25 protein-coding genes and 1 pseudogene are annotated in these 24476 nt (G+C 50.0%); 24 read left to right on the top strand and 2 right to left on the bottom strand.

What is annotated here, in order from left to right:
• Positions 1 to 92: 92 nt before the first annotated feature.
• The 6 genes from D5E69_RS13435 (at position 93) to D5E69_RS13410 (ending at position 4343) form a co-directional block, all read left to right on the top strand.
• Positions 93 to 605: a QcrA and Rieske domain-containing protein gene (locus tag D5E69_RS13435; protein WP_048005873.1), complete on the top strand. Its 513-nt coding sequence runs from the start codon at positions 93 to 95 to the stop codon at positions 603 to 605.
• A 14-nt stretch (positions 606 to 619) separates the two neighbouring features.
• Complete coding sequence (gene qcrB, locus D5E69_RS13430) at positions 620 to 1294, top strand: menaquinol-cytochrome c reductase cytochrome b subunit (RefSeq protein ID WP_048005872.1); 675 nt, start codon at positions 620 to 622, stop codon at positions 1292 to 1294.
• Positions 1295 to 1328: 34 nt separating this feature from the next.
• Positions 1329 to 2102 (top strand): menaquinol-cytochrome c reductase cytochrome b/c subunit, encoded by a 774-nt coding sequence (locus D5E69_RS13425; protein WP_048014077.1) that lies wholly within the window; start codon positions 1329 to 1331, stop codon positions 2100 to 2102.
• A 61-nt stretch (positions 2103 to 2163) separates the two neighbouring features.
• Entirely contained in the window at positions 2164 to 2754 is a 591-nt protein-coding gene (lhaT, locus tag D5E69_RS13420) for a lipoprotein heptaprenylglyceryl N-acetyltransferase LhaT (RefSeq protein WP_159129775.1), read from the top strand.
• Between the two features lie 60 nt (positions 2755 to 2814).
• Positions 2815 to 3603 (top strand): sporulation protein YpjB, encoded by a 789-nt coding sequence (gene ypjB, locus D5E69_RS13415; protein ID WP_053072473.1) that lies wholly within the window; start codon positions 2815 to 2817, stop codon positions 3601 to 3603.
• A gap of 59 nt (positions 3604 to 3662) precedes the next feature.
• Complete coding sequence (locus D5E69_RS13410) at positions 3663 to 4343, top strand: zinc metallopeptidase (protein WP_048005869.1); 681 nt, start codon at positions 3663 to 3665, stop codon at positions 4341 to 4343.
• A 67-nt stretch (positions 4344 to 4410) separates the two neighbouring features.
• Here D5E69_RS13410 and D5E69_RS13405 read toward each other — a convergent pair.
• A pseudogene (locus D5E69_RS13405) lies at positions 4411 to 5279 on the bottom strand (YitT family protein).
• A 168-nt stretch (positions 5280 to 5447) separates the two neighbouring features.
• Here D5E69_RS13405 and D5E69_RS13400 point away from each other — a divergent pair.
• From D5E69_RS13400 to D5E69_RS13315, 18 genes are all read left to right on the top strand, one after another.
• Complete coding sequence (locus D5E69_RS13400; protein ID WP_048005867.1) at positions 5448 to 5798, top strand: nucleotide pyrophosphohydrolase; 351 nt, start codon at positions 5448 to 5450, stop codon at positions 5796 to 5798.
• A complete protein-coding gene (gene dapB, locus D5E69_RS13395) occupies positions 5785 to 6555 on the top strand; it encodes a 4-hydroxy-tetrahydrodipicolinate reductase (protein WP_048005866.1) in 771 nt (256 codons plus the stop codon). Before D5E69_RS13400 ends, dapB begins: the two co-directional genes overlap by 14 nt.
• Positions 6556 to 6567: 12 nt before the next feature.
• The gene (gene mgsA, locus D5E69_RS13390) at positions 6568 to 6972 is read left to right on the top strand and encodes a methylglyoxal synthase (protein ID WP_048005865.1); all 405 of its coding nucleotides are present in this window, start codon (positions 6568 to 6570) and stop codon (positions 6970 to 6972) included.
• A complete protein-coding gene (gene bshB1 / locus D5E69_RS13385; RefSeq protein ID WP_048005864.1) occupies positions 6959 to 7666 on the top strand; it encodes a bacillithiol biosynthesis deacetylase BshB1 in 708 nt (235 codons plus the stop codon). Before mgsA ends, bshB1 begins: the two co-directional genes overlap by 14 nt.
• Before the next feature lie 5 nt (positions 7667 to 7671).
• Positions 7672 to 8793: an N-acetyl-alpha-D-glucosaminyl L-malate synthase BshA gene (gene bshA / locus D5E69_RS13380; protein ID WP_048005863.1), complete on the top strand. Its 1122-nt coding sequence runs from the start codon at positions 7672 to 7674 to the stop codon at positions 8791 to 8793.
• A 12-nt stretch (positions 8794 to 8805) separates the two neighbouring features.
• Complete coding sequence (locus D5E69_RS13375; protein WP_159129774.1) at positions 8806 to 9990, top strand: CCA tRNA nucleotidyltransferase; 1185 nt, start codon at positions 8806 to 8808, stop codon at positions 9988 to 9990.
• Positions 9975 to 10958, top strand: coding sequence for a biotin--[acetyl-CoA-carboxylase] ligase (locus D5E69_RS13370; RefSeq protein ID WP_048005861.1), 984 nt, complete (start codon positions 9975 to 9977; stop codon positions 10956 to 10958). The genes D5E69_RS13375 and D5E69_RS13370 overlap by 16 nt, the downstream gene beginning before the upstream one ends.
• 275 nt (positions 10959 to 11233) lie before the next feature.
• Complete coding sequence (gene panB / locus D5E69_RS13365) at positions 11234 to 12073, top strand: 3-methyl-2-oxobutanoate hydroxymethyltransferase (RefSeq protein WP_048005860.1); 840 nt, start codon at positions 11234 to 11236, stop codon at positions 12071 to 12073.
• Positions 12070 to 12933 (top strand): pantoate--beta-alanine ligase, encoded by an 864-nt coding sequence (gene panC, locus D5E69_RS13360; protein ID WP_159129773.1) that lies wholly within the window; start codon positions 12070 to 12072, stop codon positions 12931 to 12933. The genes panB and panC overlap by 4 nt, the downstream gene beginning before the upstream one ends.
• Entirely contained in the window at positions 12926 to 13309 is a 384-nt protein-coding gene (gene panD, locus D5E69_RS13355; RefSeq protein ID WP_159129772.1) for an aspartate 1-decarboxylase, read from the top strand. The genes panC and panD overlap by 8 nt, the downstream gene beginning before the upstream one ends.
• Positions 13310 to 13439: 130 nt before the next feature.
• Positions 13440 to 16223, top strand: a complete 2784-nt coding sequence (gene dinG, locus D5E69_RS13350) for an ATP-dependent DNA helicase DinG (RefSeq protein ID WP_063191745.1) — start codon at positions 13440 to 13442, stop codon at positions 16221 to 16223.
• 177 nt (positions 16224 to 16400) lie between these two features.
• Complete coding sequence (locus D5E69_RS13345) at positions 16401 to 16571, top strand: YpmA family protein (protein WP_079516288.1); 171 nt, start codon at positions 16401 to 16403, stop codon at positions 16569 to 16571.
• A gap of 37 nt (positions 16572 to 16608) precedes the next feature.
• Positions 16609 to 17061, top strand: a complete 453-nt coding sequence (locus D5E69_RS13340) for a cell wall elongation regulator TseB-like domain-containing protein (protein WP_159129771.1) — start codon at positions 16609 to 16611, stop codon at positions 17059 to 17061.
• A 23-nt stretch (positions 17062 to 17084) separates the two neighbouring features.
• Positions 17085 to 18269 (top strand): pyridoxal phosphate-dependent aminotransferase, encoded by a 1185-nt coding sequence (locus tag D5E69_RS13335; RefSeq protein WP_148795750.1) that lies wholly within the window; start codon positions 17085 to 17087, stop codon positions 18267 to 18269.
• A gap of 112 nt (positions 18270 to 18381) precedes the next feature.
• The gene (gene asnS, locus D5E69_RS13330) at positions 18382 to 19674 is read left to right on the top strand and encodes an asparagine--tRNA ligase (protein WP_048014963.1); all 1293 of its coding nucleotides are present in this window, start codon (positions 18382 to 18384) and stop codon (positions 19672 to 19674) included.
• Positions 19675 to 19805: 131 nt separating this feature from the next.
• Complete coding sequence (locus D5E69_RS13325; protein WP_048005855.1) at positions 19806 to 20516, top strand: DnaD domain-containing protein; 711 nt, start codon at positions 19806 to 19808, stop codon at positions 20514 to 20516.
• Positions 20517 to 20623: 107 nt separating this feature from the next.
• The gene (gene nth, locus D5E69_RS13320; RefSeq protein ID WP_048006376.1) at positions 20624 to 21280 is read left to right on the top strand and encodes an endonuclease III; all 657 of its coding nucleotides are present in this window, start codon (positions 20624 to 20626) and stop codon (positions 21278 to 21280) included.
• Positions 21277 to 21711: a YpoC family protein gene (locus D5E69_RS13315; protein WP_053072036.1), complete on the top strand. Its 435-nt coding sequence runs from the start codon at positions 21277 to 21279 to the stop codon at positions 21709 to 21711. Before nth ends, D5E69_RS13315 begins: the two co-directional genes overlap by 4 nt.
• Positions 21712 to 21730: 19 nt before the next feature.
• On the opposite strand, the gene D5E69_RS13310 is transcribed toward D5E69_RS13315, so the two are convergent.
• A complete protein-coding gene (locus D5E69_RS13310) occupies positions 21731 to 24451 on the bottom strand; it encodes a penicillin-binding protein 1A (RefSeq protein WP_159129770.1) in 2721 nt (906 codons plus the stop codon).
• Between the last annotated feature and the right edge of the window lie 25 nt (positions 24452 to 24476).

Raw genomic sequence — 24476 nt, 5'->3', positions numbered from 1 at the left:
AAAAGTTTAATATATCATGGTTATGTCCTAGTTTTATATTTGTGCGAAATATGTCCGGGATGGACTTACCTTACGACAGAGGGGGGAAAAGGATGAGCAAACAGCGTGTTTCCAGACGTCAATTCCTTAACTATACACTCACGGGTGTAGGCGGTTTCATGGCAGCCGGGATGCTGATGCCGATGGTCCGTTTTGCTGTTGATCCAGTTTTGAAAGCGGAAGCATCGGGGGATTTTAAAGCGACAAAACAAAAAGTGTCCGAACTTTCCAATGAGCCTGTGCGTGTCGACTTCTCTTATGAGCAGAAAGATGCCTGGTATACATCGGATGTGACACAGACAGCCTGGGTATACAAGAACAAGGAAGGCAAAATCATTGCCCTTTCGCCGATCTGTAAGCATTTGGGCTGTACCGTGAACTGGAACGGCAGTAAGGAAGACAAAGAAATGTTCTATTGTCCATGTCACGGCGGACTTTACCACAAGAATGGTGAAAACGTTCCCGGGACACCGCCTACAGCTCCGTTGGATTCCTATCCGACAAAAGAGAAAGACGGTATTCTGTATCTTGGACAACCTGAACCAAATAAATTCGTTAAGAAGTAGGGAGGGCGTATTCAGTGCTTAACAAGATCTATGATTGGGTGGACGAGCGTCTTGACATTACGCCGTTATGGCGTGATATTGCGGATCACGAAGTGCCTGAACACGTAAACCCTGCGCATCACTTTTCTGCGTTCGTTTACTGCTTTGGCGGTTTGACGTTTTTCGTTACCGTTATTCAAATCCTGTCCGGGATGTTCTTGACGATGTACTATGTTCCGGATATCAAAAATGCATGGGAATCGGTTTATTATCTGCAGAATGAAGTGGCATTCGGACAGATCGTACGTGGGATGCACCATTGGGGTGCGAGTCTCGTCATCGTCATGATGTTTCTACATACCCTGCGCGTATTCTTCCAGGGAGCCTATAAAAAACCTCGTGAATTGAACTGGGTCGTTGGAGTATTGATCTTCTTCGTCATGCTGGGTCTCGGTTTCACGGGTTACTTATTGCCTTGGGATATGAAAGCGCTATTTGCGACGAAGGTCGGCCTTGAGATTGCGGGAGCAACCCCGTTCATAGGTGATCAGGTTAAATCCCTCCTCGCAGGTGACCCCCATATCGTTGGGGCGCAGACGCTTACACGATTCTTCGCGATCCACGTATTCTTCCTGCCGGCTGCTCTACTCGGACTGATGGGAGCTCACTTCCTCATGATCCGTAAGCAGGGTATATCTGGGCCGTTGTAAAATCGAACAAACCTATTAAAAGGAGGGGGACAATATGCATCGTGGTAAAGGGATGAAGTTTGTGGGGGACTCGCGTGTTCCTGCTGAACGAAAACCGAATATTCCAAAAGACTATTCGGAGTTCCCAGGCAAAACAGAAGCCTTCTGGCCGAACTTCCTGCTGAAGGAATGGCTGGTGGGAGCTGTTTTCCTAATCGGTTATCTTTGCTTGACAGTGGCTCATCCATCTCCGTTGGAACGGATTGCCGACCCGACGGATACGGGATATATACCGCTGCCTGACTGGTATTTCTTATTTCTCTATCAATTATTGAAGTATACGTACGCATCTGGTCCTTATAATGTGATCGGTGCCTTCATCATTCCTGGAATCGCTTTCGGTGCGCTTCTCCTGGCTCCGTTCATCGACAGGGGACCTGAACGACGCCCGACAAAGCGTCCATTTGCAACGGGTTTCATGATTCTTGCACTGGCTGCAACCTACTTCCTTACATGGGAGTCCGTCGCGACACATGACTGGGCTGCAGCGAAGGAACAGGGGAAGATCCAGGCAGAAGCGGATATCGATAAAGAATCCGAAGGATATAAAATTTATTCGGATCAAAAGAACGGTTGTATCAACTGCCATGGTGACAATCTCCAAGGTGGAGCCGGTCCATCCCTGGTGGGCACAGGCCTCTCACAGGAAGAAGTTGCCGATATTGCGGTGAATGGTAAGCCGCCGGGAATGCCTGCTGATCTGTTCCAGGGTTCCGATGAAGAACTGGATAAATTGGCAGAATTCATTTCTGGTTTAGAAGGGGAATAATGCTTAAGAGAGCCGCTCATGCTGGCTCTCTTTTCTCATGTAACGAAAGGTGTGGATTTAAATGATTTGGTTATGGTCAATATTACGGAATCATGCATTCTTGTGGGTGCTTTTGATCGTCAATGTACTCGGGACGATCTATGGATATATATGGTACCTTCCGCAACTGGAGCAAACTCCTGGGATTTTCATCCCCTTTGTTCCCGACAGTCCGACTGCAAGCCTGTTTTTCTGTTTCGTGCTGATCGCCTTCCTGCTTAAACGGAATTGGCCGATCTTTGAGGTCCTGGCCATCATCACCCTGTTCAAATACGGGGTGTGGGCGATTGTCATGAATCTGCTGACCCTTTGGGTATCGGGGGATCTTCCTTGGGAAGGGTACATGCTCATGGTGTCCCACGGGGCCATGGCGGTCCAGGGGATCCTGTATTCCTCGTTTTACCGGGTGAAGCCGTGGCATATCGTGGTGGGTGCCGTATGGGCGGTCCATAATGACATCATTGATTATGTGTATATGCAGTATCCGGTCTATTCCCAACTATACAAATACATACAGCATATCGGATATTTTACCTTCTGGCTCAGCATCGCCTCCATTGCGATCGCCTATTATTTCACCCAGAAGACAACGAGGAACTCCCTGACGCTGTAAAGAGGTCTACTCTTGTCCACCCCTTCATACACTTTACTAGTAGCAATAGGGGGGACGAGAATGAAAGTCATTCAACTATTATTTATTGTCATAGCGCTCATGCTGGTACCGAAACCATTTCATGCCCTGGGGGAGTCGCCTGCCGGGTCCGGGGAACTTGATGAATTGGCCGACCAGGCACTTCAGATGACAAAGGCTGGGAAATATGAGGAGGCAAAAAAGTTCCTTACCCACTTTTCGGAGGTATTCCCGGCTTCGGGCAGCAGCCGCCCCTTGTCCATGGATGAGCTGAGGATCCTGACGATGTCCCATGACTATGCAGTGGAAAGCATCAATCAGGTTTCCGTTGATCATGCCCAAAAGGTGAATGCCGTAACCAAGTTCAGGCTCGTAATCGATACGCTATCCAGCCGGTATCAGCCCCTTTGGGTCGAGATGGAAGATCCGATCATGGAAGCCTTCAGCGACGTGAAGACGGCTGCGGAAGAAGGGGATATGGAAGCCTACCATTCCACGTTGAATACGTTCCTTTCCAAATATAATATCATTCAGCCGAGTGTCAGGCTCGACTTGCCTGTGGAACGTTCCCAGGCGCTGGATGCCAAAATCACCTATTTGGATCACTATCGCAAAAACGTGCTCAAGAGCGAGGGGATGACGGAGTTGACCACCCTTGAAGGAGATTTGAAGGACTTATTCGAAAATGTGACCGAGGATGAGGCCGATCCGTCCTTATGGTGGGTCATCATTTCTACAGGTAGCATCATCATTTCCACATTATCTTACGTAGGTTGGAGAAAATATAAGGGTCAAAAGGAAGCGAAAACAACAGAGAGACAAAAAAATTGACAAGAACCTTATATCACTATAGAATTTAGGTAATTTAACATGTGGAGGTTATGGCGATAATGGTAGGATTTTTGATTTACTTTCTACTGATCGCTCTCATTCCGATCATTGCACAGATGAGAGTAAAAAGCACATTCAATAAATATTCCAAAGTCAGATCCACTTCAGGTATGACGGGTATGGAAGTCGCCCGCAGAATCCTGGATGATAACGGTTTGTATGATGTAAAGGTTGTAGAAGGCCGGGGATTCCTGAGTGACCACTACAACCCCGTCACCAAAACAGTGGCACTATCCCCGGATAATTATCATGGTCATTCCGTTGCCGGTGCGGCCGTTGCAGCCCATGAGGTCGGACATGCGATACAGGATGCGGAAAGCTATGCATTCTTAAGATTTCGTCACAGGTTGGTCCCCCTTGCGAATATCGGTTCCAACATGTCATGGATTTTCATTATGATCGGAATCTTCACCCGATTGTCAGGTATGATCATGCTTGGGATCATCCTCATGGCACTCGGTGTCGTGTTCCAGCTCGTTACACTTCCGGTTGAGTTCAATGCATCCTCACGGGCCATGAACCAGGTGGTCTCACTCGGCTTGATCCGCAATGAGGAGGAGCGTCACGCGAAGAAGGTGCTGAACGCGGCGGCCATGACGTATGTGGCGGCAGCGGCAGTAGCCATCATCGAGCTTCTCCGTTTGATCCTGATCTACACCGGGATGAACAACGACGACTAATAAAAACAGCTCCAGACGGATCCTAAAGGGATCTGCTGGAGCTGTTTTTTTATCTGAAACGGGCTGCTCAAAGGTCGAGTGGATTTTTATCCGCATCCAAGGTAAAGCCTTCTCCGAGGACGTCATGCACGACGGTGACGGATACGAAGGCGTGTGGATCTATGGCATTGATGATATTTTTAAGACGGACGATCTCGTTTTTTCCTACGACGCAGTAGAGGACTTCACGGTCTTGCTTTGTGAAGGATCCATGCCCTTTCAAGACGGTGACGCCGCGATCCATTTTATCATGGACCATCTTGGCGATCTCTTCATGATGGTCGGAGATGATCATGGCACCTCTCGCAGCATAGGCGCCTTCCTGCATGAAGTCGATGACCCTCGCCCCCACGAACACGGCGACGAGCGTATACATGGCTTCCCGGTATTGAAGATAGGTAAGGAGGGAAGCAAGGATGACGACGGCATCGAACATGAACATGGTCCTTCCCATGCTCCAGCCGATGTATTTATGGGCAAGCCTTGCCAGGATGTCGACTCCCCCGTCGTTCCGCCGAAACGGAAGATCGTTCCGAGTCCGATCCCGACAAAGACACCGGCAAACAGGGCGGCAAGGAACAGATCTCCTTCCAGATTGATATTCATCTGGTAGCGCTGGAAGATCCACAGGAAGACGGATAGTCCAACGGTGCCGATGACGGTATACCCGAAGGATTTCTTACCCAGGAGCTTCCACCCGAGAATGAACAGGGGGATGTTGAGGGCAAGGTTGGAATAGGATGGATCGATATGGAACAAGAAATAAAGGATCAGGGTGATCCCGGTGAATCCGCCCTCCGCCAATTCATTTCTCATGTTAAAATGAACTAATCCGAATGCGAAGATGGCTGAACCCAGGATAATGAAGATGATATTTTTAAGGCGGAGCCCTAACATGGTGAAACCTCCCTCAATGCCGTAATGAACTGGTTGACAGAGACATTATATAGGAAGGGATAGAAACTGGCAATAACATTTATAACCGTCCGGGGGCATGCGTAATAGTTGTATTGACGGTGAAGTTTAGCTAACATGATAAAAGATAATGGAGGAGTGTGACGACTCATGAATAAGAAGACAATGGAACAAATGCAAAACGATGTGGATGCATACATAAGTCAATTCAAGGAAGGCTACTTCAGCCCGCTGGCCATGATGGCCAGGCTGACGGAAGAATTGGGCGAACTAGCCAGGGAAATCAATCATTATTATGGTGAAAAGCCAAAAAAAGATTCGGAAACAGAAAAGGCCATCGATGAGGAGCTGGGTGATCTCTTATTTGTGGTGATCTGTCTTGCCAATTCCCTCGGCATCAGCCTCGAGGATGCACATGATCGAGTGATGGAAAAATTCAATACCCGTGATAAAGATCGCTGGACCCGTATAGAAGGAGGGGATGACAATGGAAATGATTAAGGTGTCGATTGCAGGGCCAAGGGGAAGAATGGGGAAGGAAGCAGTCACCCTCGTGAAAGAAACGGACCATTTTGAATTGGTCAGTGTGATCGACCATAAACGGGAAGCTGCTGCAGGAGTCCCTGTGTACGATTCCCTGGAAGAATGTTTCGCTCATGAAGTGCCGGACGTGCTGATCGATCTTACAACGCCTGAAGTGGGGTATAAGCATACAAAGACCGCATTGGAGCATGGTGTGAGACCGGTCGTCGGTACGACAGGATTCACGGCAGAACAGTTGGATGAGCTCAAAAGCCTTGCTGAAGATAAAGGCATCGGATGCATCATCGCACCGAACTTCGCCATCGGGGCCGTTTTGATGATGAAGTTCTCCCAAATGGCGTCAAAATATTTTCCTGACATCGAAATCCTTGAGCTCCACCATGATCAAAAGCTCGATGCACCGTCCGGCACGGCGGTCAAGACAGCCGAGATGATCAGGGAAGTCAGGCAGTCCAAAGAACAGGGGCACCCAGAAGAAAAGGAAACCCTCCAGGGTGCACGGGGAGCCGAAATGGATGGCATGCACATCCACAGTGTACGTCTTCCGGGACTCGTTGCCCATCAGCAGGTCATGCTTGGAGGAGAAGGGGAACTGTTGACCATCCGTCATGATTCATTCCACCGGAAGAGCTTCATGTCGGGCGTGAAGGTATGCGTGGAAACGGTCATGGAGCTGAAGACCCTCGTCTACGGCCTTGAAAATATACTGGAATAGAAGGTGACATTCATGAATATTGCGCTAATCGCCCATGATAAGAAAAAAGACGATCTTATCCGTTTCGTATTGGCTTACCAGCCCATCTTTGAGCAGCATTCCCTTTTTGCCACCGGGACGACCGGTACAAGGATTACGACAGAAACCGGATTGCCGGTTCATCGCTTCAGGTCCGGGCCCCTTGGGGGAGATCAGGAAATAGGGGCTTATATCGCCAATGATAAGATGGATCTGGTCCTATTCTTCCGGGATCCATTGACTGCCCAACCCCATGAACCGGACGTATCAGCCTTGATCCGCCTATGTGACGTGTATTGCGTTCCCCTTGCAACGAATATGGGCAGTGCGGAAGTCCTGGTCAAAGGGCTTGAAAGAGGAGATATTGAATGGAGGAGCATCATCAATGGGAGTGAATGAGCAGGCAGTCGATATCCTGGCCTTTGGTGCCCATGCCGATGATGTCGAAATCGGTATGGGGGGGACCATTGCCAAGTACGCTGAGAAAGGGAAGCGCATCGTCATCTGTGATCTTACCCACGCAGAACTATCATCCAACGGGACCGTGGAACTTCGTCTGGAAGAAGCGAGGAAGGCCGCGGATATCCTGGGTGCGTCAGAGCGGATCACCCTCGATATCCCAGATCGGGGCATATACATAAACGAGAATCATCTGAAAAAGGTCGTCGAAGTCATACGTACCTATCGTCCCAATGTCATCTTTGCTCCGTATGAAAAGGACCGCCACCCCGATCACGGGAACGCATCGAGATTGATCACTGAAGCGTACTTCTCTTCGGGGATCCGGAAATTTCACGGGGAGTTGGACGCCCATAAGCCCCAACATTTATATTATTACATGATCAATGGTTTCCACCGTCCGGACTTCATGGTGAATATCGAAGGCTATATGGATAAGAAGGTGGACAGCCTCCGAGCCTATACGAGTCAGTTCATTCAGGCATCCGGAGTGGCGACACCGCTTACAAAAGGCTACATAGAGTCTGTGGAGGCGAGGGAAACCATGATGGGCAAGGAAGTGGGCTCCCTTCATGCTGAAGGGTTCTTCACCCACACACCCATTACATTGCATCATGATCTATTAGGAGAGTAACAATCATGAAGTTGAAAATCGGTATCACATGCTACCCGACTGTCGGGGGCTCGGGTGTAGTGGCAACAGAGCTTGGTAAACTGCTTGCAGAAAGAGGACATGAAATCCATTTCATCACCTCGAGCATCCCTTTCAGATTGGACAAGATGTACCATAATATCTACTTTCACCAGGTGGAAGTGAATCAGTATTCCGTATTCCAGTACCCGCCGTATGATATCGCACTGGCTAATAAGATGGCCGAGGTGGTGGAACGGGAGGAGCTTGATATCCTCCACGTCCATTACGCGATCCCTCATGCCGTCTGTGCCATCCTCGGGAAACAAATGTCGGGGAAGGATGTGAAGATCGTCACGACCCTTCACGGCACGGATATCACAGTGCTCGGATATGATGCCTCACTGACGGGGGCGATCCGCTTCGGTATCGAAAAATCCGATGTGGTCACAGCAGTGTCGACAGCCCTCGTGAAGCAGACCGACGACTTGATCAGACCGGACAAAGATATACGCACGGTATATAATTTTATCGATGAGAGGGTGTACCGGAAGACTGACTCGTCCCACCTTCGAACGGAATATGGGATCTTGCCTCATGAAAGGGTGCTCATTCACGTTTCGAACTTCAGAGGGGTCAAACGGGTGAAGGATGTCGTGGGTGCATTTGCCAAGATCCAGGAAGCTGTTCCTTCAAAGCTGCTACTGGTAGGAGACGGTCCGGAAATGGGGGCAATCTCCTCTCTCGTAAAAGAACTGGGGATCGAGGAATATGTCTTATTCCTGGGGAAACAAAATAACTTGGAAGAACTCTACTCCATCAGCGATCTCAAGCTGCTCCTGTCCGAAAAAGAGAGCTTCGGTCTTGTCGCCTTGGAGGCCATGGCCTGCGGGGTACCGGCAATCGGAACTGATATCGGGGGAATACCGGAAGTGATCGAGGACGGGGTGAACGGTTTCATCTGTCCACTCGGTGACCTTGAAGCCGTGGCAAGTAAAGCCGTCAGAGTGTTGAAGGACGGAGATCTTTATGAAGAGATCTCAAGGAATGCACTTGAAACCGTGCGTACAAAATTCCATCGGAATCGCGTGGTCGATCAGTATGAGTCCATCTACAAGGAATTGATCTAAGGGGGAGATAGGATGTTACCGAGGGAGTTTTCCCAGGCGCTGCCCGTTCTTCTTGAATTGGAAGCGAACGGATATGACGCCTATTTCGTCGGCGGATCGGTCAGGGACCATCTCCTGGGCAGGCCGATCAATGATGTCGATATTGCAACATCTGCCCTTCCTGAAGAGGTTAAGAGCATTTTCCGCGATACGGTGGATATCGGGATTGACCATGGCACCATTTTGGTGCTGACGGGATCCGGAAGGTTCGAAGTGACGACCTTCAGGACGGAAGCAGGTTATCAGGATTTCAGGAGACCCGATTCCGTCGATTTTGTAAGGTCCCTCGAGGAAGATCTTAAACGGAGGGACTTCACCATCAACAGCATGGCCATGGATGCAAGGGGCAGGATCCTGGATCCGTTTGAAGGGCGGGGTGATCTTCGCGAAAAAAGGATCCGCACCGTCGGCCTGCCGGATGAACGATTTTCAGAGGATGCCCTGCGGATGATGCGGGGGATCCGCTTTGTCGCTCAGCTAGGATTCGACATGGAAGATGATACACGAGAGGCGATTACCCGTCATGCCCCCCTCATGAGCCACATCGCCGTGGAGAGAAAGACCATGGAATTCGAGAAGATCCTCGCCTCTATGAACAAACATCTTGCTTTTAACCTGCTGGTGCGCACCGGTCTGTACCGTGAGCTCCCCATGCTTGAAGGATATGGTGATGTTATTGAAGCCATGGGCGAGAACCCAGCGGTGAGATCACTGTCGAAGGACCAGGCTTGGTTATACCTGCTATTTCATGTGATGGATGGCGGTTTCCTGAAAGCCTGGCGGCTGCCTAAAAAGGAAATCAAAGCGAGGGAAAAAGAGAAAGAGTCGTTGAAGGAACGCCTTTGTGGGGACTGGTCTCCACAGCTCCTCTATAAGACAGGAAGGAACGGGGTAGTGAACGTTGAATCCGTTGCTTCCTGTATCTCAACCTCTCCCCATTCGATTCGTGAGGCCTTGAATCGCTACGACGAACTGCCCATCCATTCAGTAAAGGACATCGAGGCGACCGGGGCGGAGCTGATCAAATGGAAAGGGAACCCGGGGGGACCATGGGTGAAAGAGGAAATAGCAAAAATCGAAGAGGCCATCTTAAACGGAGAACTTTCGAATGAAAAGGCTTCGATCAGAAAGTGGGTGACAACATGCAATCGGTCATAAGGGAGAAACTTTTGTCCGCATTATCGGATTCACCGGATGATTTCCTGTCCGGCCAGGCCCTTGCAGACATTGCGGGCTGTTCACGGGCTGCCGTGTGGAAGCATATCGAAGAGCTCAGGAAAGAAGGATTCGTCCTCGAAGCTGTGAGGAAGAAAGGGTACCGGATCATCGGTGCTCCTGACAGTGTGACTGCAAACAAATTGAAGATCGGTCTGAAGACGAAGACACTCGGCCAGAATATCCATTATGAAGAAACCGTGGGGAGCACCCAGAAAGTGGCGCATGAACTGGCTGCCAATGGAGCTCCTGAAGGAACGCTCGTCATTGCGGATGAGCAGACGGATGGACGGGGAAGGCTGATGCGGGAGTGGCATTCATCGAAAGGGACGGGCATATGGATGAGCCTGATCCTGAAGCCGCTCCTCCCTCCCCAGAAAGCCCCGCAGTTCACATTGATCGCAGCGGTGGCCGTCGTTCAGGCCATTCAGGAGGCTACCGGCCTCGAGCCGCAGATCAAATGGCCGAACGATATCCTGATCAATGGCAAGAAAGCGACGGGGATCCTGACCGAGCTCCAGGCGGAACCGGATAAAATCAACTCTATCATCATCGGAATCGGCATGAACGTCAACCAGACCCAAGAGCATTTTCCCGATGAGTTGAAGAGTCTCGCCACTTCCTATGGAATGGAGGCTGGCCGTTCACTTTCCCGATCTGACATCGTCCAGAGGGTGTTAGAGCGGATGGAGGCACTTTATGAGCTGTATCTTGCAAAGGGATTCACCCCCATCAAGCTCATGTGGGAAGGTTATGCCGTCAGTATCGGGAGGAGAATCACCGCCCGGACGATCAACGGGTCCATCGAAGGATATGCCCGAGGGATCACGGAAGAAGGAGTCCTTCAGATTGAAGACGATGCCGGTCGGATCCATCACATTTATTCCGCGGATATCGAGTTGTCCCGTTAAGAGGAGCAAAAAGCTCCTCTTTTTTTTAGGCTCAGACTTGCCTCTTCGTCGTCGTCCTATGCTATAATCGGAATTGGGCAGTATCCCTTAGGAACTGCACCTTGAAGCGTTTACATCCATATTCGAAAACTAAAATCTGCCTTGATCCATTCAGGACTGGGACAGAGGGCCGAAACTTTACGATAATCCAGGGATCCTTCTGTCAATTTTTTGCAGAAGGATCCTTTTTATATCATTTTGTTTCGTCACCTCTGACTGAAAAGAAGGAGGAACTCATGAAACAGACGACACAATTCTTAAAGATGAAAGAAAGCGGAGAAAAGATTTCCATGCTCACGGCCTATGATTACCCGACAGCGAAGCTTGCTCAGGAAGCAGGGATCGACCTGCTTCTGGTCGGTGACAGCCTCGGTATGGTCGTACTTGGCTATGATTCCACGGTAGCCGTTACCACCTCTGATATGATCCACCATACGAAAGCGGTCAGGAGAGGTGCTCCCGACACGTTCACAGTGACGGATCTGCCTTTCATGACCTATCATCTCTCTACAGAGGAGACATTGAAGACTGCAGCAAAAATCATGCAGGAAGGCGGGGCCCATGCCGTGAAGCTTGAAGGGGCGGGGACGGTCGTCGATCGGATCCATGCCCTTACCGCTGCCGGGGTCCCCGTCATGGCCCATCTCGGGCTGACACCGCAATCGGTCGGGGTCCTCGGAGGATATAAGGTCCAAGGGAAAACAGCTTCCCAGGCGGAAAAGCTGATCAGGGATGCACGGGAATGCGAGGAGGCGGGAGCCTTTGCCCTCGTTCTCGAATGCGTGCCAAAGCAGATTGCCAAAGAAGTCTCCGAGGCCCTGTCGATCCCGGTCATCGGCATTGGAGCCGGAAAAGACACCGACGGCCAGGTACTGGTCTTTCATGACATGGTCCTGTTCGGAGTCGACAGGACACCGAAGTTCGTCAAATCGTATACCGACGTGTCCCGTGCCGTCCGGGGTGGAATTGCCTCCTACATTGAAGATGTCAAGGCTGAGAGTTTCCCCGACGATGATCACTCGTTCTCGATGAAGGAAGAAGAGCTCAACAGCCTTTACGGTGGTGGACATAAATGAGATGCATAGAGAACATCAGGGAACTGACAGAAGTATTGAAAAATAATAAGAAGAGCTCAGGCATCGGTTTTGTCCCTACGATGGGGTATCTTCACGAAGGGCATCTGTCACTCGTAAAGAAGGCAAGGGAAGAGAATGATCTTGTCGTGATGAGTATTTATGTGAATCCCACCCAATTCGGCCCGGGAGAAGACTTTGACCGGTACCCAAGGGATCTGGAGAGAGACAGGGCACTGGCGGAGGAAGCTGGGGTCGATATCCTGTTCCTTCCGCGCACGGAAGAAATATACGCCGGGACAACATCGGTCACCCTTCATGTCACTGAAGGGGTTGATGTGATGTGTGGAAAGAGACGGCCGGGTCACTTTGACGGTGTAGTGACGATCCTCACGAAACTATTCCACATCGTACAGCCCGATTCCGTGTACATGGGCCTGAAGGATGCCCAGCAGGTGGCCGTGGTGGAGAGGCTTGTAAATGACTACTTCTTCCCTGTTACCATCGTCAGGGTTCCGACCATGAGGGAAAGCGACGGGCTCGCCAAAAGCTCCCGGAATGTCTATCTGTCTCCAAAAGAACGGGAGGAAGCGCCTGTTTTGCAGCATAGCCTCCAGCTTGCACGGAAGGCGATACAAGAAGGGGCCGATTCCAGTGAAGAAGTCATGTCGCTCGTAAGGGAAACGATCGAGTCAGGGACGTCAGGAATCATCGATTATATCGAAGTTCTCTCTTACCCGGGACTCTGCCCGGTGGAAGAGTGGGATGGGGAGATCATCTTAGCACTCGCGGTCCAATATGAAAGGGCAAGGTTGATTGATAATATGATAATCACAGTCTCAAAGGAGGATAAACATGTTTAGGACAATGATGAGCGGGAAGATCCACAGGGCCTGCGTGACGGAAGCGAACTTGAACTATGTGGGCAGCATCACCATCGATGAAGAGATCCTCGATGCAGTGGGGATGGTGGCAAATGAAAAGGTCCAGGTGGTCAACAACAATAATGGAGAACGCCTGGAAACCTATATCATCCCCGGTAAGCGGGGGAGCGGTGTCATCTGCCTGAATGGAGCAGCTGCAAGGAAGGTTCAGGAAGGGGATATCGTGATCATCGTCTCCTATAAGCTCGTCGCGGAAGAACACGTCAGCCGTCATGTGCCGAAAGTTGCGATCATGGATGAGAATAATGCGATCGTGGAAATGCTCGGTACAGAACCGGAAGCAACGGTCTATTGACCGTGAACATGGAAGAGGGAGATGCCGGGATCTCCCTCTTTTCTTATGCCCGCATGGTGGCTCACGATGAAGAGATTGTGGTACACTGTTGAAGATAACGTGTAGCGATTAAATGAAGGCAGTGAAGAAGATGGATCCATTGAAATTTGTAGTCGTCGATCTTGAAACGACCGGTAATTCCCCAAAGAGGGGAGAACGGATCATTCAACTATCGGCAGTCACGATCGAAAACGGTAAGATTACCGACCAATATACGAGCTTTGTCTCACCGGGCAAGCCGATTCCGGCATTCATCGAAGAGTTGACGGGCATCGATGATGACATGGTCCGGGATGCCCCGGCCTTTGAAGAAATCGCACCCGTGGTCCATAAGATCCTTGAAGGGGCGGTATTTGTTGCCCATAATGTCAATTTCGATCTATCTTTCCTTCAGGCGGAGCTTGAAGAAAGCGGATATATGCCTTTTGACGGTCCGTCGGTCGATACGGTGGAATTGGCAAAAGTCGCGTTTCCGTCTGCGGATAGCTTCAAACTATCCGAGCTGTCAAGCACCCTCGATGTCAGTCATGTGAGACCGCATCAGGCTGACAGTGATGCCTACGTCACGGCAGAAATCCTTTTATACTTCATCGACACCCTCAACGAATTGCCCTTGGTGACACTGGAAAAGCTAAGGAAGCTGTCCGATCATCTGAAGAGTGATCTCTACTTGATCTTTGACCGGATCCTCCATGACAAATATGAGCGGATCGAGGATCTTCCCGAAGGGCTGGAGGTCCACCGGGGCCTTGCCATCAAGAAAAAAAGCAAGCTGCAGATCTCCAAAGGGGATGCTGACGAGGGAGAAGGAATCGAGGAGCTCCTGAGGAAATCCGTCCCCCATTATGAGCGGAGGGGGGCACAGCTTGCTATGATGGAAAGCATCACGGATGCTTTTCACCTGTCCAAAAATATGGTGATCGAAGCGGGGACGGGCGTCGGAAAATCCCTCGGCTATCTATGGCCCAGCCTCGATTTTGCGATCCGTAGAGGGGAAAGGGTGGTCATCAGTACATATACGATCCAGCTTCAGGAGCAGCTTCTACAGCAGGAAATCAAGCGCCTGGAAGCCATCGCTCCCTTTCCGTTTAAGACCGTCCTTCTGAAAGGGAAAAATCATTATATCAATCTGTTCAAATTCGAGCAGTCCCTGAGGGAAGACGAAGCGCAGTATGATGCTGCATTGACCAAAATGCAGATCCTTGTCTGGCTTACTAGGACGGAAACCGGAGATATGAGCGAACTCAACCTGAGTTCAGGCGGACAATTGTTCTGGAACCGGCTGAAGCAGGACGGATGGCATCTGCCTCATCACAAAGATCCGTGGGTGTCGAAGGATTTCTACCTTTCTGCAAGGAAGGAGGCCCTTGAGGCCGATCTGATCATCACAAACCATTCCATGCTTCTGACCGATGTGAAAATGGAGAAAAAGATGCTCCCCGACTTCAACTATCTTGTGATCGATGAGGCCCATCATCTAGAAAAGGCTGCAAGGCAGCATCTTGGGATCATGCTGGACTATCCTTCCATTAAATTCACGGTTTCCCAACTCGGATCCTTGGACCATCACCAGCTGTATAAGCGTCTTGATGACCTTTTGGCCAACCATTCGGTCACTATGGAACTCCACCCGTTTGAGCTCGACCGTCTCATCACGGACTTTTACAGAGAACTCGAAGAAGCGTTCACGGTGCTTGCTTCGACATTCTATAAGCAATCCAAAAAGAGATCGGGCGTAAACAAGATCCAATGGCGCCTGACGGAAGATGTGAAGAAAAGCAGGCAGTGGATGCCCGTCAGGATGATCATCGAAAGGGTCGTTTCCCATATGAAAACGATCGAAGGACATTTCAGGAAGGTTCTTGATACCGTAAAAGAAAAGAAAGTCAGGCTTAGTGATCCTGAGAAAGCATTCATCGAAGAATTCTTTTCGTTCCTGCTTGATTGGAATGAGCTGCATTCAGGACTCTCCACCCTCTTCCTGAAGGCGTCGGATGAATATGTCATCTGGCTTGAAGGGGATACAAGATCCTTGCCGAACTCCCTGACCATCCAAGGCCAACCCGTGACGGTGGCTGATCAACTCCGGGATGAAGTGTTTGTGAAAAAAGAGAGCGTCATCCTCACATCTGCGACGCTGACGGTCAGCGATTCATTCGATTTCTTCCTTCAGGAAATCGGGCTCGAGGGTGCCGGCACCCTCCGACTACCTTCTCCATTCGACTACCGGGAAGCGACGAGGTTGTTCATCCCTTCAGATGTACCGGAGATCCAGCATGTGACCAATGAAGAATATATCGAGTCCATCAGCTCCCATCTGATCGGAGTGGCACAGGCCACGAAGGGGAGGATGCTCATCCTATTCACCTCCTACGACATGCTCCGGAAGACGTATGAGCTCATGAAGGATTCCGGGCTTCTCGAAGAGTATGTGCTGATGGCACAGGGGATCACATCGGGAAGCCGCACGAGGCTGACAAAGAACTTCCAGCGTTTCGATAAGGCGATCCTTTTTGGTACAAGCAGCTTTTGGGAAGGTGTCGACATACCTGGCGAGGATCTCTCGTGCCTGGCCATGGTGCGTCTCCCGTTTTCCCCTCCTGATGAGCCAGTCACACAGGCAAAGGCGGAAATCCTCAAAGCGGCTGGAAAAAATCCATTTTCGGCCCTCTCGCTTCCGGAAGCCATCATCCGCTTCAAACAAGGGATCGGAAGGCTCATCAGAAGGAGCAGTGACAGGGGGATCATCATCGTCTATGACCGTCGCATCATATCGACGAGATATGGGAAGGCATTCCTCGATTCGATCCCGAATATGCCGGTGCAGGAAGGGGATCTGTTCGAACTCATCGATCAGATCGAAGATTGGCTTTGAACCCCGGTGACAGGAAAGCCTCCGGGGAAGGGGCCGGGTTATGGCAAACGGATTCACCCCTCCAGAAAGTGCATGAACATATGGAGTGAAGTTTTTACATTCTTCGATTACACGAAGGAGAAATGTTGTTATAATGTGTGTAGAATGTAACATACCAATCGATGAAGGAGGAACATCATGGAAAGTAAGATCGAAATATTATCTACCCTTCGGATCGACTATACGGATAACCTTTATAAAGTGGTAGACGAATTGAACAGGACGTTGAAGAAAGACGACTATATGTTTGGCCTCGCACTTGATCCGGAAGATCAGCAGGTGGCAGTACTAACAATCTATCGTACATAAAAGAGTGATGATGATGAAAAAATGGATAACGATAATCGTGATTGCCTTCGTGCTCATTGGTGGCACTTCGGCCTTCTTGATTTATAAAAACTCACGCAGCCCGCTCCATAAACAATCGGAAGCGGCAATCGACCGCGTCAAGGATGAAACGGGCATCACCAAAATCGATGATACAAGCTTCTATAACGGAACCAAAGCCTATTCCGTCATCATCGGTAAGGATGAAAACGGCAAGAAAAAGGTTGCATGGGTTCCTGAAGGTAAAGGGGAAATCATCGAGAGGGACTGGGACGGTGGCATCTCGAAGGAAGAAGCCGTCAAAAAGCTCAAAAGTGAGATCGAGCCAAAGGAACTTCTTTCCGTGCGTCTCGGCTATGAGTCCGTCGGTCCAGTATGGGAAATTACGTACCTTGATGATCAGGAACAACTGAATTATTTCTATATGCTGTTCTCCAATGGAGAATGGTGGAAAAAAATAGAAAATCTATAATACAGGAGTGAGTCACGATGAACATTTCATTAGCCCAACGAGTAAGTGCACTAACACCTTCCACAACACTGGCCATTACGGCCAAGGCGAAAGAGATGAAGCAGCAGGGAATCGATGTGATCGGACTTGGAGCAGGTGAACCCGACTTCAACACCCCTGACCATATCATCCAGGCGGCACATGAGTCGATGGTCGGCGGTCAGACGAAGTATACCCCATCAGGCGGTACTCCTGCCCTCAAGGAAGCCATCATCCAAAAATTCAAGACTGATCAGGGACTTGAGTATGGCCCCGGTGAAGTCATCGTGACGAGCGGTGCGAAGCACGCCCTTTATACCCTGTTTCAGGTGCTCTTGGACGAAGGGGATGAGGTCATCATTCCGACTCCGTATTGGGTGAGCTACCCTGAGCAGGTCAAGCTCGCCGGAGGTGTCCCGGTGATGGTCGAGGGAAAAGAGGAAAACGAATATAAAATCACACCTGAGCAACTTGAAGGGGTGCTTTCGTCCAAAACGAAAGCCCTCATCCTGAATTCCCCGAGCAATCCGACGGGGATGCTTTACTCCGAGAAAGAACTTCGTGCGATCGGTGAAGCGTGCATCAAACATGATGTCCTTATCGTTTCGGATGAAATCTATGAGAAGCTTGTATATGATGGGAACAAACATATCTCGATTGCACAGCTGTCACCGGAGCTCAAGGATCAGACCATCGTCATCAACGGAGTGTCGAAGTCCCATTCCATGACAGGGTGGAGGATCGGCTATGCGGCGGGTGATGCAACGATCATCAAGGCGATGACGAATCTTGCAAGCCATTCGACTTCAAATCCGACCACTACGTCCCAATACGGAGCCATCGCGGCGTATAAAGGGGATCAAGCACCTGTGGAACATATGAGGCAGGCATTCGAAGAGAGGCTTAACATCCTGTTCGAGAAGCTCAATGCCATTCCTGGATTCCAGTGCATTAAGCCCCAAGGGGCATTCTACCTTTTCCCGAATGTCAAGAAAGCGGCAGAGATGACAGGCTATGAAGATGTGGATGCCTTCACGAAGGCACTTCTTGAGGAAGCGAAGGTGGCGGTGATCCCCGGTTCCGGCTTCGGATCACCGGATAATATCCGCTTGTCTTATGCAACCAGCCTTGATTCCCTGGAGGAAGCGTTGAAACGGATTCACACATTTGTTGTAGACCGCAGCAAGTAAGGATCGGCCCCTGTTGAAGGGGCTCTTTTTCCCAATCTGTTGCGACACGATGATCGGGAAGGTATAATAGGGTACGATACATATGTGTATAAGTTTTTGGAGGGAATAAATCGTGAAAACCACAATATCTCAAGTTAATCGTTTTGTTGGGGAAGAAGTGACCATCGGTGCATGGCTCGCCAACAAACGTTCCAGCGGCAAGATCGCTTTTCTACAACTGCGTGACGGTACCGGCTTCATCCAGGGTGTCGTCGTCAAGGCCGAAGTCGAAGAGGACATCTTCAAAAAGGCCAAATCCCTTACTCAGGAAACATCCCTCTATGTGACAGGTGTCGTGACGGAAGACGAACGTTCACCTTTCGGATATGAGCTTCAGGTGAAGGATGTCGAAGTGATCCATGAAGCCGTGGATTACCCGATAACACCGAAGGAGCACGGGACCGAGTTCCTCATGGACCACCGTCACTTATGGCTGCGCTCCCGCAAGCAGCACGCCGTGATGAAGGTAAGGAATGAAATCATCAGGGCAACGTATGAATTCTTCAATAAAGAAGGATTCGTGAAGGTGGATCCGCCGATCCTCACCGGAAGTGCACCGGAGGGAACCACTGAGCTATTCGCAACCAAATACTTCGAAGAGGACGCTTATCTTTCTCAAAGCGGACAGCTGTACATGGAAGCGGCAGCCATGGCCCTCGGGAAGGTCTTCTCTTTCGGTCCGACATTCCGTGCGGAAAAATCCAAGACCCGACGCCATCTCATCGAGTTCTGGATGATCGAACCGGAAATGGCTTTTGTCACATTCAATGAAAACCTTGAAGTGCAAGAGCAGTATGTGTCCTACATCGTGCAGAGTGTGCTTGAAAACTGTAAGCTAGAGCTCGAGCGTCTTGGACGCGACACAAGCAAGCTTGAACAGATCAAAGCTCCGTTCCCGCGCATTTCCTATGATGATGCCATCAAACTTCTTCATGAGAAAGGGTTCGATGATATCACCTGGGGCGATGACTTCGGGGCGCCACATGAAACAGCCATTGCCGAAAGTTACGATAAACCGGTCTTCATCACGCACTACCCGACTTCATTGAAGCCGTTTTATATGCAGCCTGATGCAGACCGTGATGATGTTGTCCTGTGCGCCGATCTGATCGCACCGGAAGGATACGGGGAAATCATCGGTGGATCAGAACGTATCCATGATGCCGAACTGTTGAAGCAGCGCATCGAAGAACACGATCTCGCGACGGATGCATACAAATGGTATCTTGAATTGAGGGAGTATGGTTCAGTTCCTCATTCAGGATTCGGACTTGGTCTTGAGCGTACCGTTGCCTGGATCAGCGGCGTGGAGCATGTCAGGGAAACCATCCCATTCCCGCGTCTGTTGAACCGTCTATATCCGTAAGGAAAACGCCGTCCTGTGCATAGTGCACGGGATGGCCTTCTTTTTTTAAGGCGACATGGAAAAGAAAAACACCCTGTAATATGAGAAAATGACCCATAGCCATGATATACTGGTTAGGAGGTGTTAGTACTATGGATCATAAACGACTGATGGTGTCCTGGATCGAGGAAGGGACATTGAACATCCCCCATTTATTATTGAAACATTATCAAGCTCTCGGATTGAATGAAACCGAGCTTGTCCTATTACTGAATATCTACGGGCATATGGATAAGGGGAATCAGTTCCCGACACCAACTGACCTTTCGGAAAGCATGACCTTAAGTGCTGAGCACTGTTCTTCCCTTTTGAGGAAACTGATCCAGCATCAATTCCTCGGAATCGAAGAGGGAGCTTCCCAGGAAGGCATCCTCTTCGAACGCTACAGCCTGACACCACTATGGAGTAAACTGGCGGACCATGTCATTCTGGATGATAAGAGGGAGCAGACCGTGCAGGCGATGGAGGAAGAGGCGGACATCTATTCCGTGTTCGAACAGGAATTCGCTCGTCCCCTTTCCCCCCTTGAGTGCGAGACCCTTGCCATGTGGCTTGATCAGGATGAGCATAATCCGACCATCATCAAGGCTGCCCTGAGGGAGGCTGTCATCTCCGGGAAGCTTAATTTTCGATATATTGATCGCATTTTATTCGAATGGAAGAAAAATGGCGTGAAGACCATCGAGGATGCCCGTAACCAAAGCCAGCGCTTCCGTCCGCATCAAAAAGCGGCTGCACCGAAGGAAGTCAAATCAGAAGGGAAGCGCAAGTCGGTTCCATTTTATAATTGGTTGGAGCAATAGGGCATAAAAGACCGGCCATCATGGCCGGTCTTTTTTCAAACGCAAAGGAGAGGGGCATCACTGCGTAACCGGTGATCCCTTACAAGTGATAAGGAGGCTGTATGTCTTTGCTTAACAATAAACAGATTGCCATATGTTTGGATGAAATGAGGGTCATGTACCCGGACGCTCATTGTGAGCTTGTACACGAAAATCCTTTTGAGCTCGTCATCGCCGTCCTGCTTTCTGCACAGTGCACAGATGTCTTGGTCAATAAGGTGACAAAGAACCTTTTTCAGAAATACAAGGAACCTGAGGACTATTTGGCCGTCACATTGGAAGAACTCCAGCAGGATATCAGGTCCATTGGACTTTACCGAAACAAAGCGAAGAACATCCGCAGCCTCTGTGAGATCCTTCTTCAGGAATATGGAGGGGAGGTCCCCAGAGAACATGAGGAGCTTGTGAAGCTGCCGGGAGTCGGAAGGAAGACAGCGAATGTCGTCGTGTCCGTCGCCTTTGGTGTCCCGGCCCTGGCCGTTGATACCCATGTGGAGAGAGTCAGTAAGCGGTTGGGCATTTGCCGCTGGAAGGACAGTGTTCTCGAAGTCGAGAAGACGCTCATGCGCAAGATTCCCCGCGAAGATTGGAGCGAAACGCATCACCGCCTGATCTTCTTCGGCCGCTATCACTGCAAGGCACAGTCCCCTCAGTGTGAAATCTGTCCTCTTCTTGATTTATGCAGGGAAGGGCAGAAGCGAATGAAGAAAAAGGTGAGGGTATGAAAGATCGAGCAGAAGGGCAGCCAGATATATCCCTCTTTGCAGCAGGTGAGAATAAAGGCGATGGAGAATGCGAAGGGTCCATCCTTCGTCCCGAAGAGGCGTATCGAAACTGGGAAGAGGGAAAAGACGGGATTTCCACCCTGTTCAAAACACGTGATCCTGCATGCGCAGATGAAATGAGAAGGGCCATCCTATGGTTCTATCAGCTCTTGTTTTGGAGTAATGGGCAGGAGGTCGATCTGACGGATCGGCAGAAAAGGGTGGAATGGTTGGAGTTGAAGCCCCACAACGTCGTGGACAGGCTTTCATTCATCGAGCAGAATCCAAGGCTTGCCCATTCCTTCCTGCAGCTGCAGGAACTGTTTGCAGAACAATGGAAGAGATACGCAAAGGACAGGGCAATGAAGTCCATAAAGAAAAGCAGCGAGTAAGTGAACTCGCTGCTTTTTTCTATTGGGCCGGAGCAGGGGCTTGATCTTGGGTTCCATCTGTCGTTCCACCGTCACTTGGTGGTTCGGTGTCGGTACCTCCTTGATCGCCGTCACCCTCTGCAGGAGGATTCTCATCTCCTGGAGGGGTGCCGCCGTCTCCGCTGTCGGAGCCATTATCGTTTCCTCCGCCGTTCCCGTTTCCATTTCCATTTCCATTTCCATTTCCGTTGTCATTCCCGTTCCCGTTCTCTCCTCCGTTGCCCTGGCCATCTTCATTGCCTGGGTTGTCAGGATTGTCGGTGTTGCCATCATCGGCATTGTCATCGGGTTGATCTTCCGGTTCTTCCGCTTGCTCTTCGTCATCATTGCCGCTCACCGTCACGCTCGTGGAAGCAGGGTCGCTTCGCTGACCGCCAGAGATGGCTACGACTTCAAAGGCGTACGTACCGTCGCCTTGAATGTTATCGACATTCAAGCCTTTTTTATCCGTTGTTGTCAGGGTTTGTTTCGACTCCCCATTGATTGAAACGGAGACTTCGAACGTGACGTCTTTCTTTTTCTTATAATCCCAAGATAGCTTGATGGATTGTTTCTTATCATCGTATTTTGCATTCAGTCCGCTAGGTGCATCGATCTTATCGAATTCAGACGACACTTTGGATGGTTCTGTACCGCGTACGAACAGTTCCGTGATGATGCGGTCATCAGGCGTATAGTCGCTAGGGAGTCTTGCTGGATTGCTTCCCATTTCGACTTTCGACTCGACGACGGAGTTCGGCTTTTTGAAGTCTGCCGTGTCGACACCTTCATGTACGGAACTCATCAAATCACTCACGATATACTGGGCAATATGCCTGTCGGTCGGATCGAGGGAGTTGGATTGTTTTTCATATCCTGTCCAGACGGCCGCCGTATAGTTGGTCGTATATCCGACGAACCATGAATCCGGTGCATTTGCTTTCGGGATTCCCAGTTTCTCGCGATCTTTCTGAGAGTAGTTGGTGGTACCTGATTTACCTGCCATCGGAAGCCCTGGTACTTTGGCGTATAGCCCTGTACCCCTTGGATTATCAATGACACTCTTCAGCACATCTGAAATCATATAGGCCGTATATTCTTTCATAGCGGCTTTTGGTTTGATATCAGGTTTGACTTCCGTTTCTCCATCGCGGAGGACAACCTTTTGAATGGCGTGAGGTTTCGTATAGACCCCTTCATTACCGAAAGCAGCATATGCACCTGCCATTTGGACGGAGTTGACACCAGGTGATACACCGCCGATGGAGGCAGATTCATAATAATGGTCGAAATTCAACCCAAGTCCATTCACGAAGTCCTCGGCTTTTTCAGGGCCGACTTCCTGGAATGCCTTCAGTGCCGGGATATTCCGTGAATCCCAGAGGGCTTCCCTCATGGTGATCGGACCTTTGAATTGTCCATCGTAGTTATTCAGTTCTGTTCCGTCGGAATATTTATATGGTTCATCATCCAGGATATGATACGTGGACCATTTCAAGTATTCAACGGCCGGTGCATAGTCGATCAGCGGTTTGATCGTAGAGCCCGGCTGGCGTTTGATGTCTGTGGCATAGTTGAATCCACGCTGTACGTTTTTATCCTGTTCACGTCCTCCTCCGATGGCACGGATCTCACCGGTTTTTGTATCAAGGAGGGTGATGCCGGCCTGCATCGGCTGGTCGTATTTTTCAGGATACGTGAAGGATGTGTTTTCACCTGCAAGGATTTCTTCCACGCGATCCTGTGCTTTCGGATCGACCGTTGTATAGACCTTCAGTCCATCTGAATAGATGTTGTAATCACCCATGTCTTCGACTTCTTCGATTACAGCATCGACGAAGGCAGGGTATTTGTTGTCGTTCTTTTTAGCACGATCCTCTTTTGATACGAGGCCTTCCGTAATCGGGATCTTTTGTGCTTCCTCTTTTTGTTTCTCTGTTATCCTTCCATGCTGAGCCATTAGGGAAAGGACGATGTTCCGTCGCTTCTCGGCCGCTTCCGGATGTTCAAACGGATTATAATTATTAGGACTCTGAGGAAGACCCGCAATTACCGCTGCCTCATTCAGCTTGATGTCCTTGACATCTTTACCATAGTAATAATCGGCTGCAGTGGCCATTCCGTTGATGCCATCGGACATATACACTTTGTTGAAGTACATCTCGAAGATTTCTTCCTTTGTGTAATCCTGCTCGAGCTTGATGGCGAGCCATGCTTCCTGGGCTTTACGTTTCAACGTCTTCTCGGGATTCAGGAAGGATCCCTTGATCACCTGCTGGGTGATGGTGGAGGCCCCTTCGGAACCGAAGCCACCTGTAATATTGGCCATGACGGCGCCCCCAAGGCGAATGAGGTCGATCCCGTGATGCTTATAGAAACGATTATCCTCTGTGGCGAGGACCGCGTCCTGCATCACTTTTGGAATATCCTCGAAGTTGGCGTATTCACGCTTTTCCTTTCCGACCGTGGTGATGAGATCACCGTTCATGTCATAGATTTCCGAAGCGATCGGATCTTTCAATAATTTCTCATCAAGATCGGGGGCACTCGAGGCGTAATAGGCGAATAGCCCTCCTCCTGCGACCATCCCGATGATCCCGATGACGAATAATGTTAAGATGACACGCTTGAACAGCGAACGTTTCTTCCCTTTTTTACCTGAGGGCTTCTGTTTCTGCTGGGCAAGGCGTTTTTCTTCTCTGGATTTATACTCACCAGCCATTTTGGTTCCTCGCTTTCAATCTTCT

Source organism: Rossellomorea marisflavi, from assembly GCF_009806575.1.
Lineage (GTDB): Bacteria > Bacillota > Bacilli > Bacillales > Bacillaceae_B > Rossellomorea > Rossellomorea marisflavi_A.
This window is presented reverse-complemented; position numbering and strand designations above follow the sequence as displayed.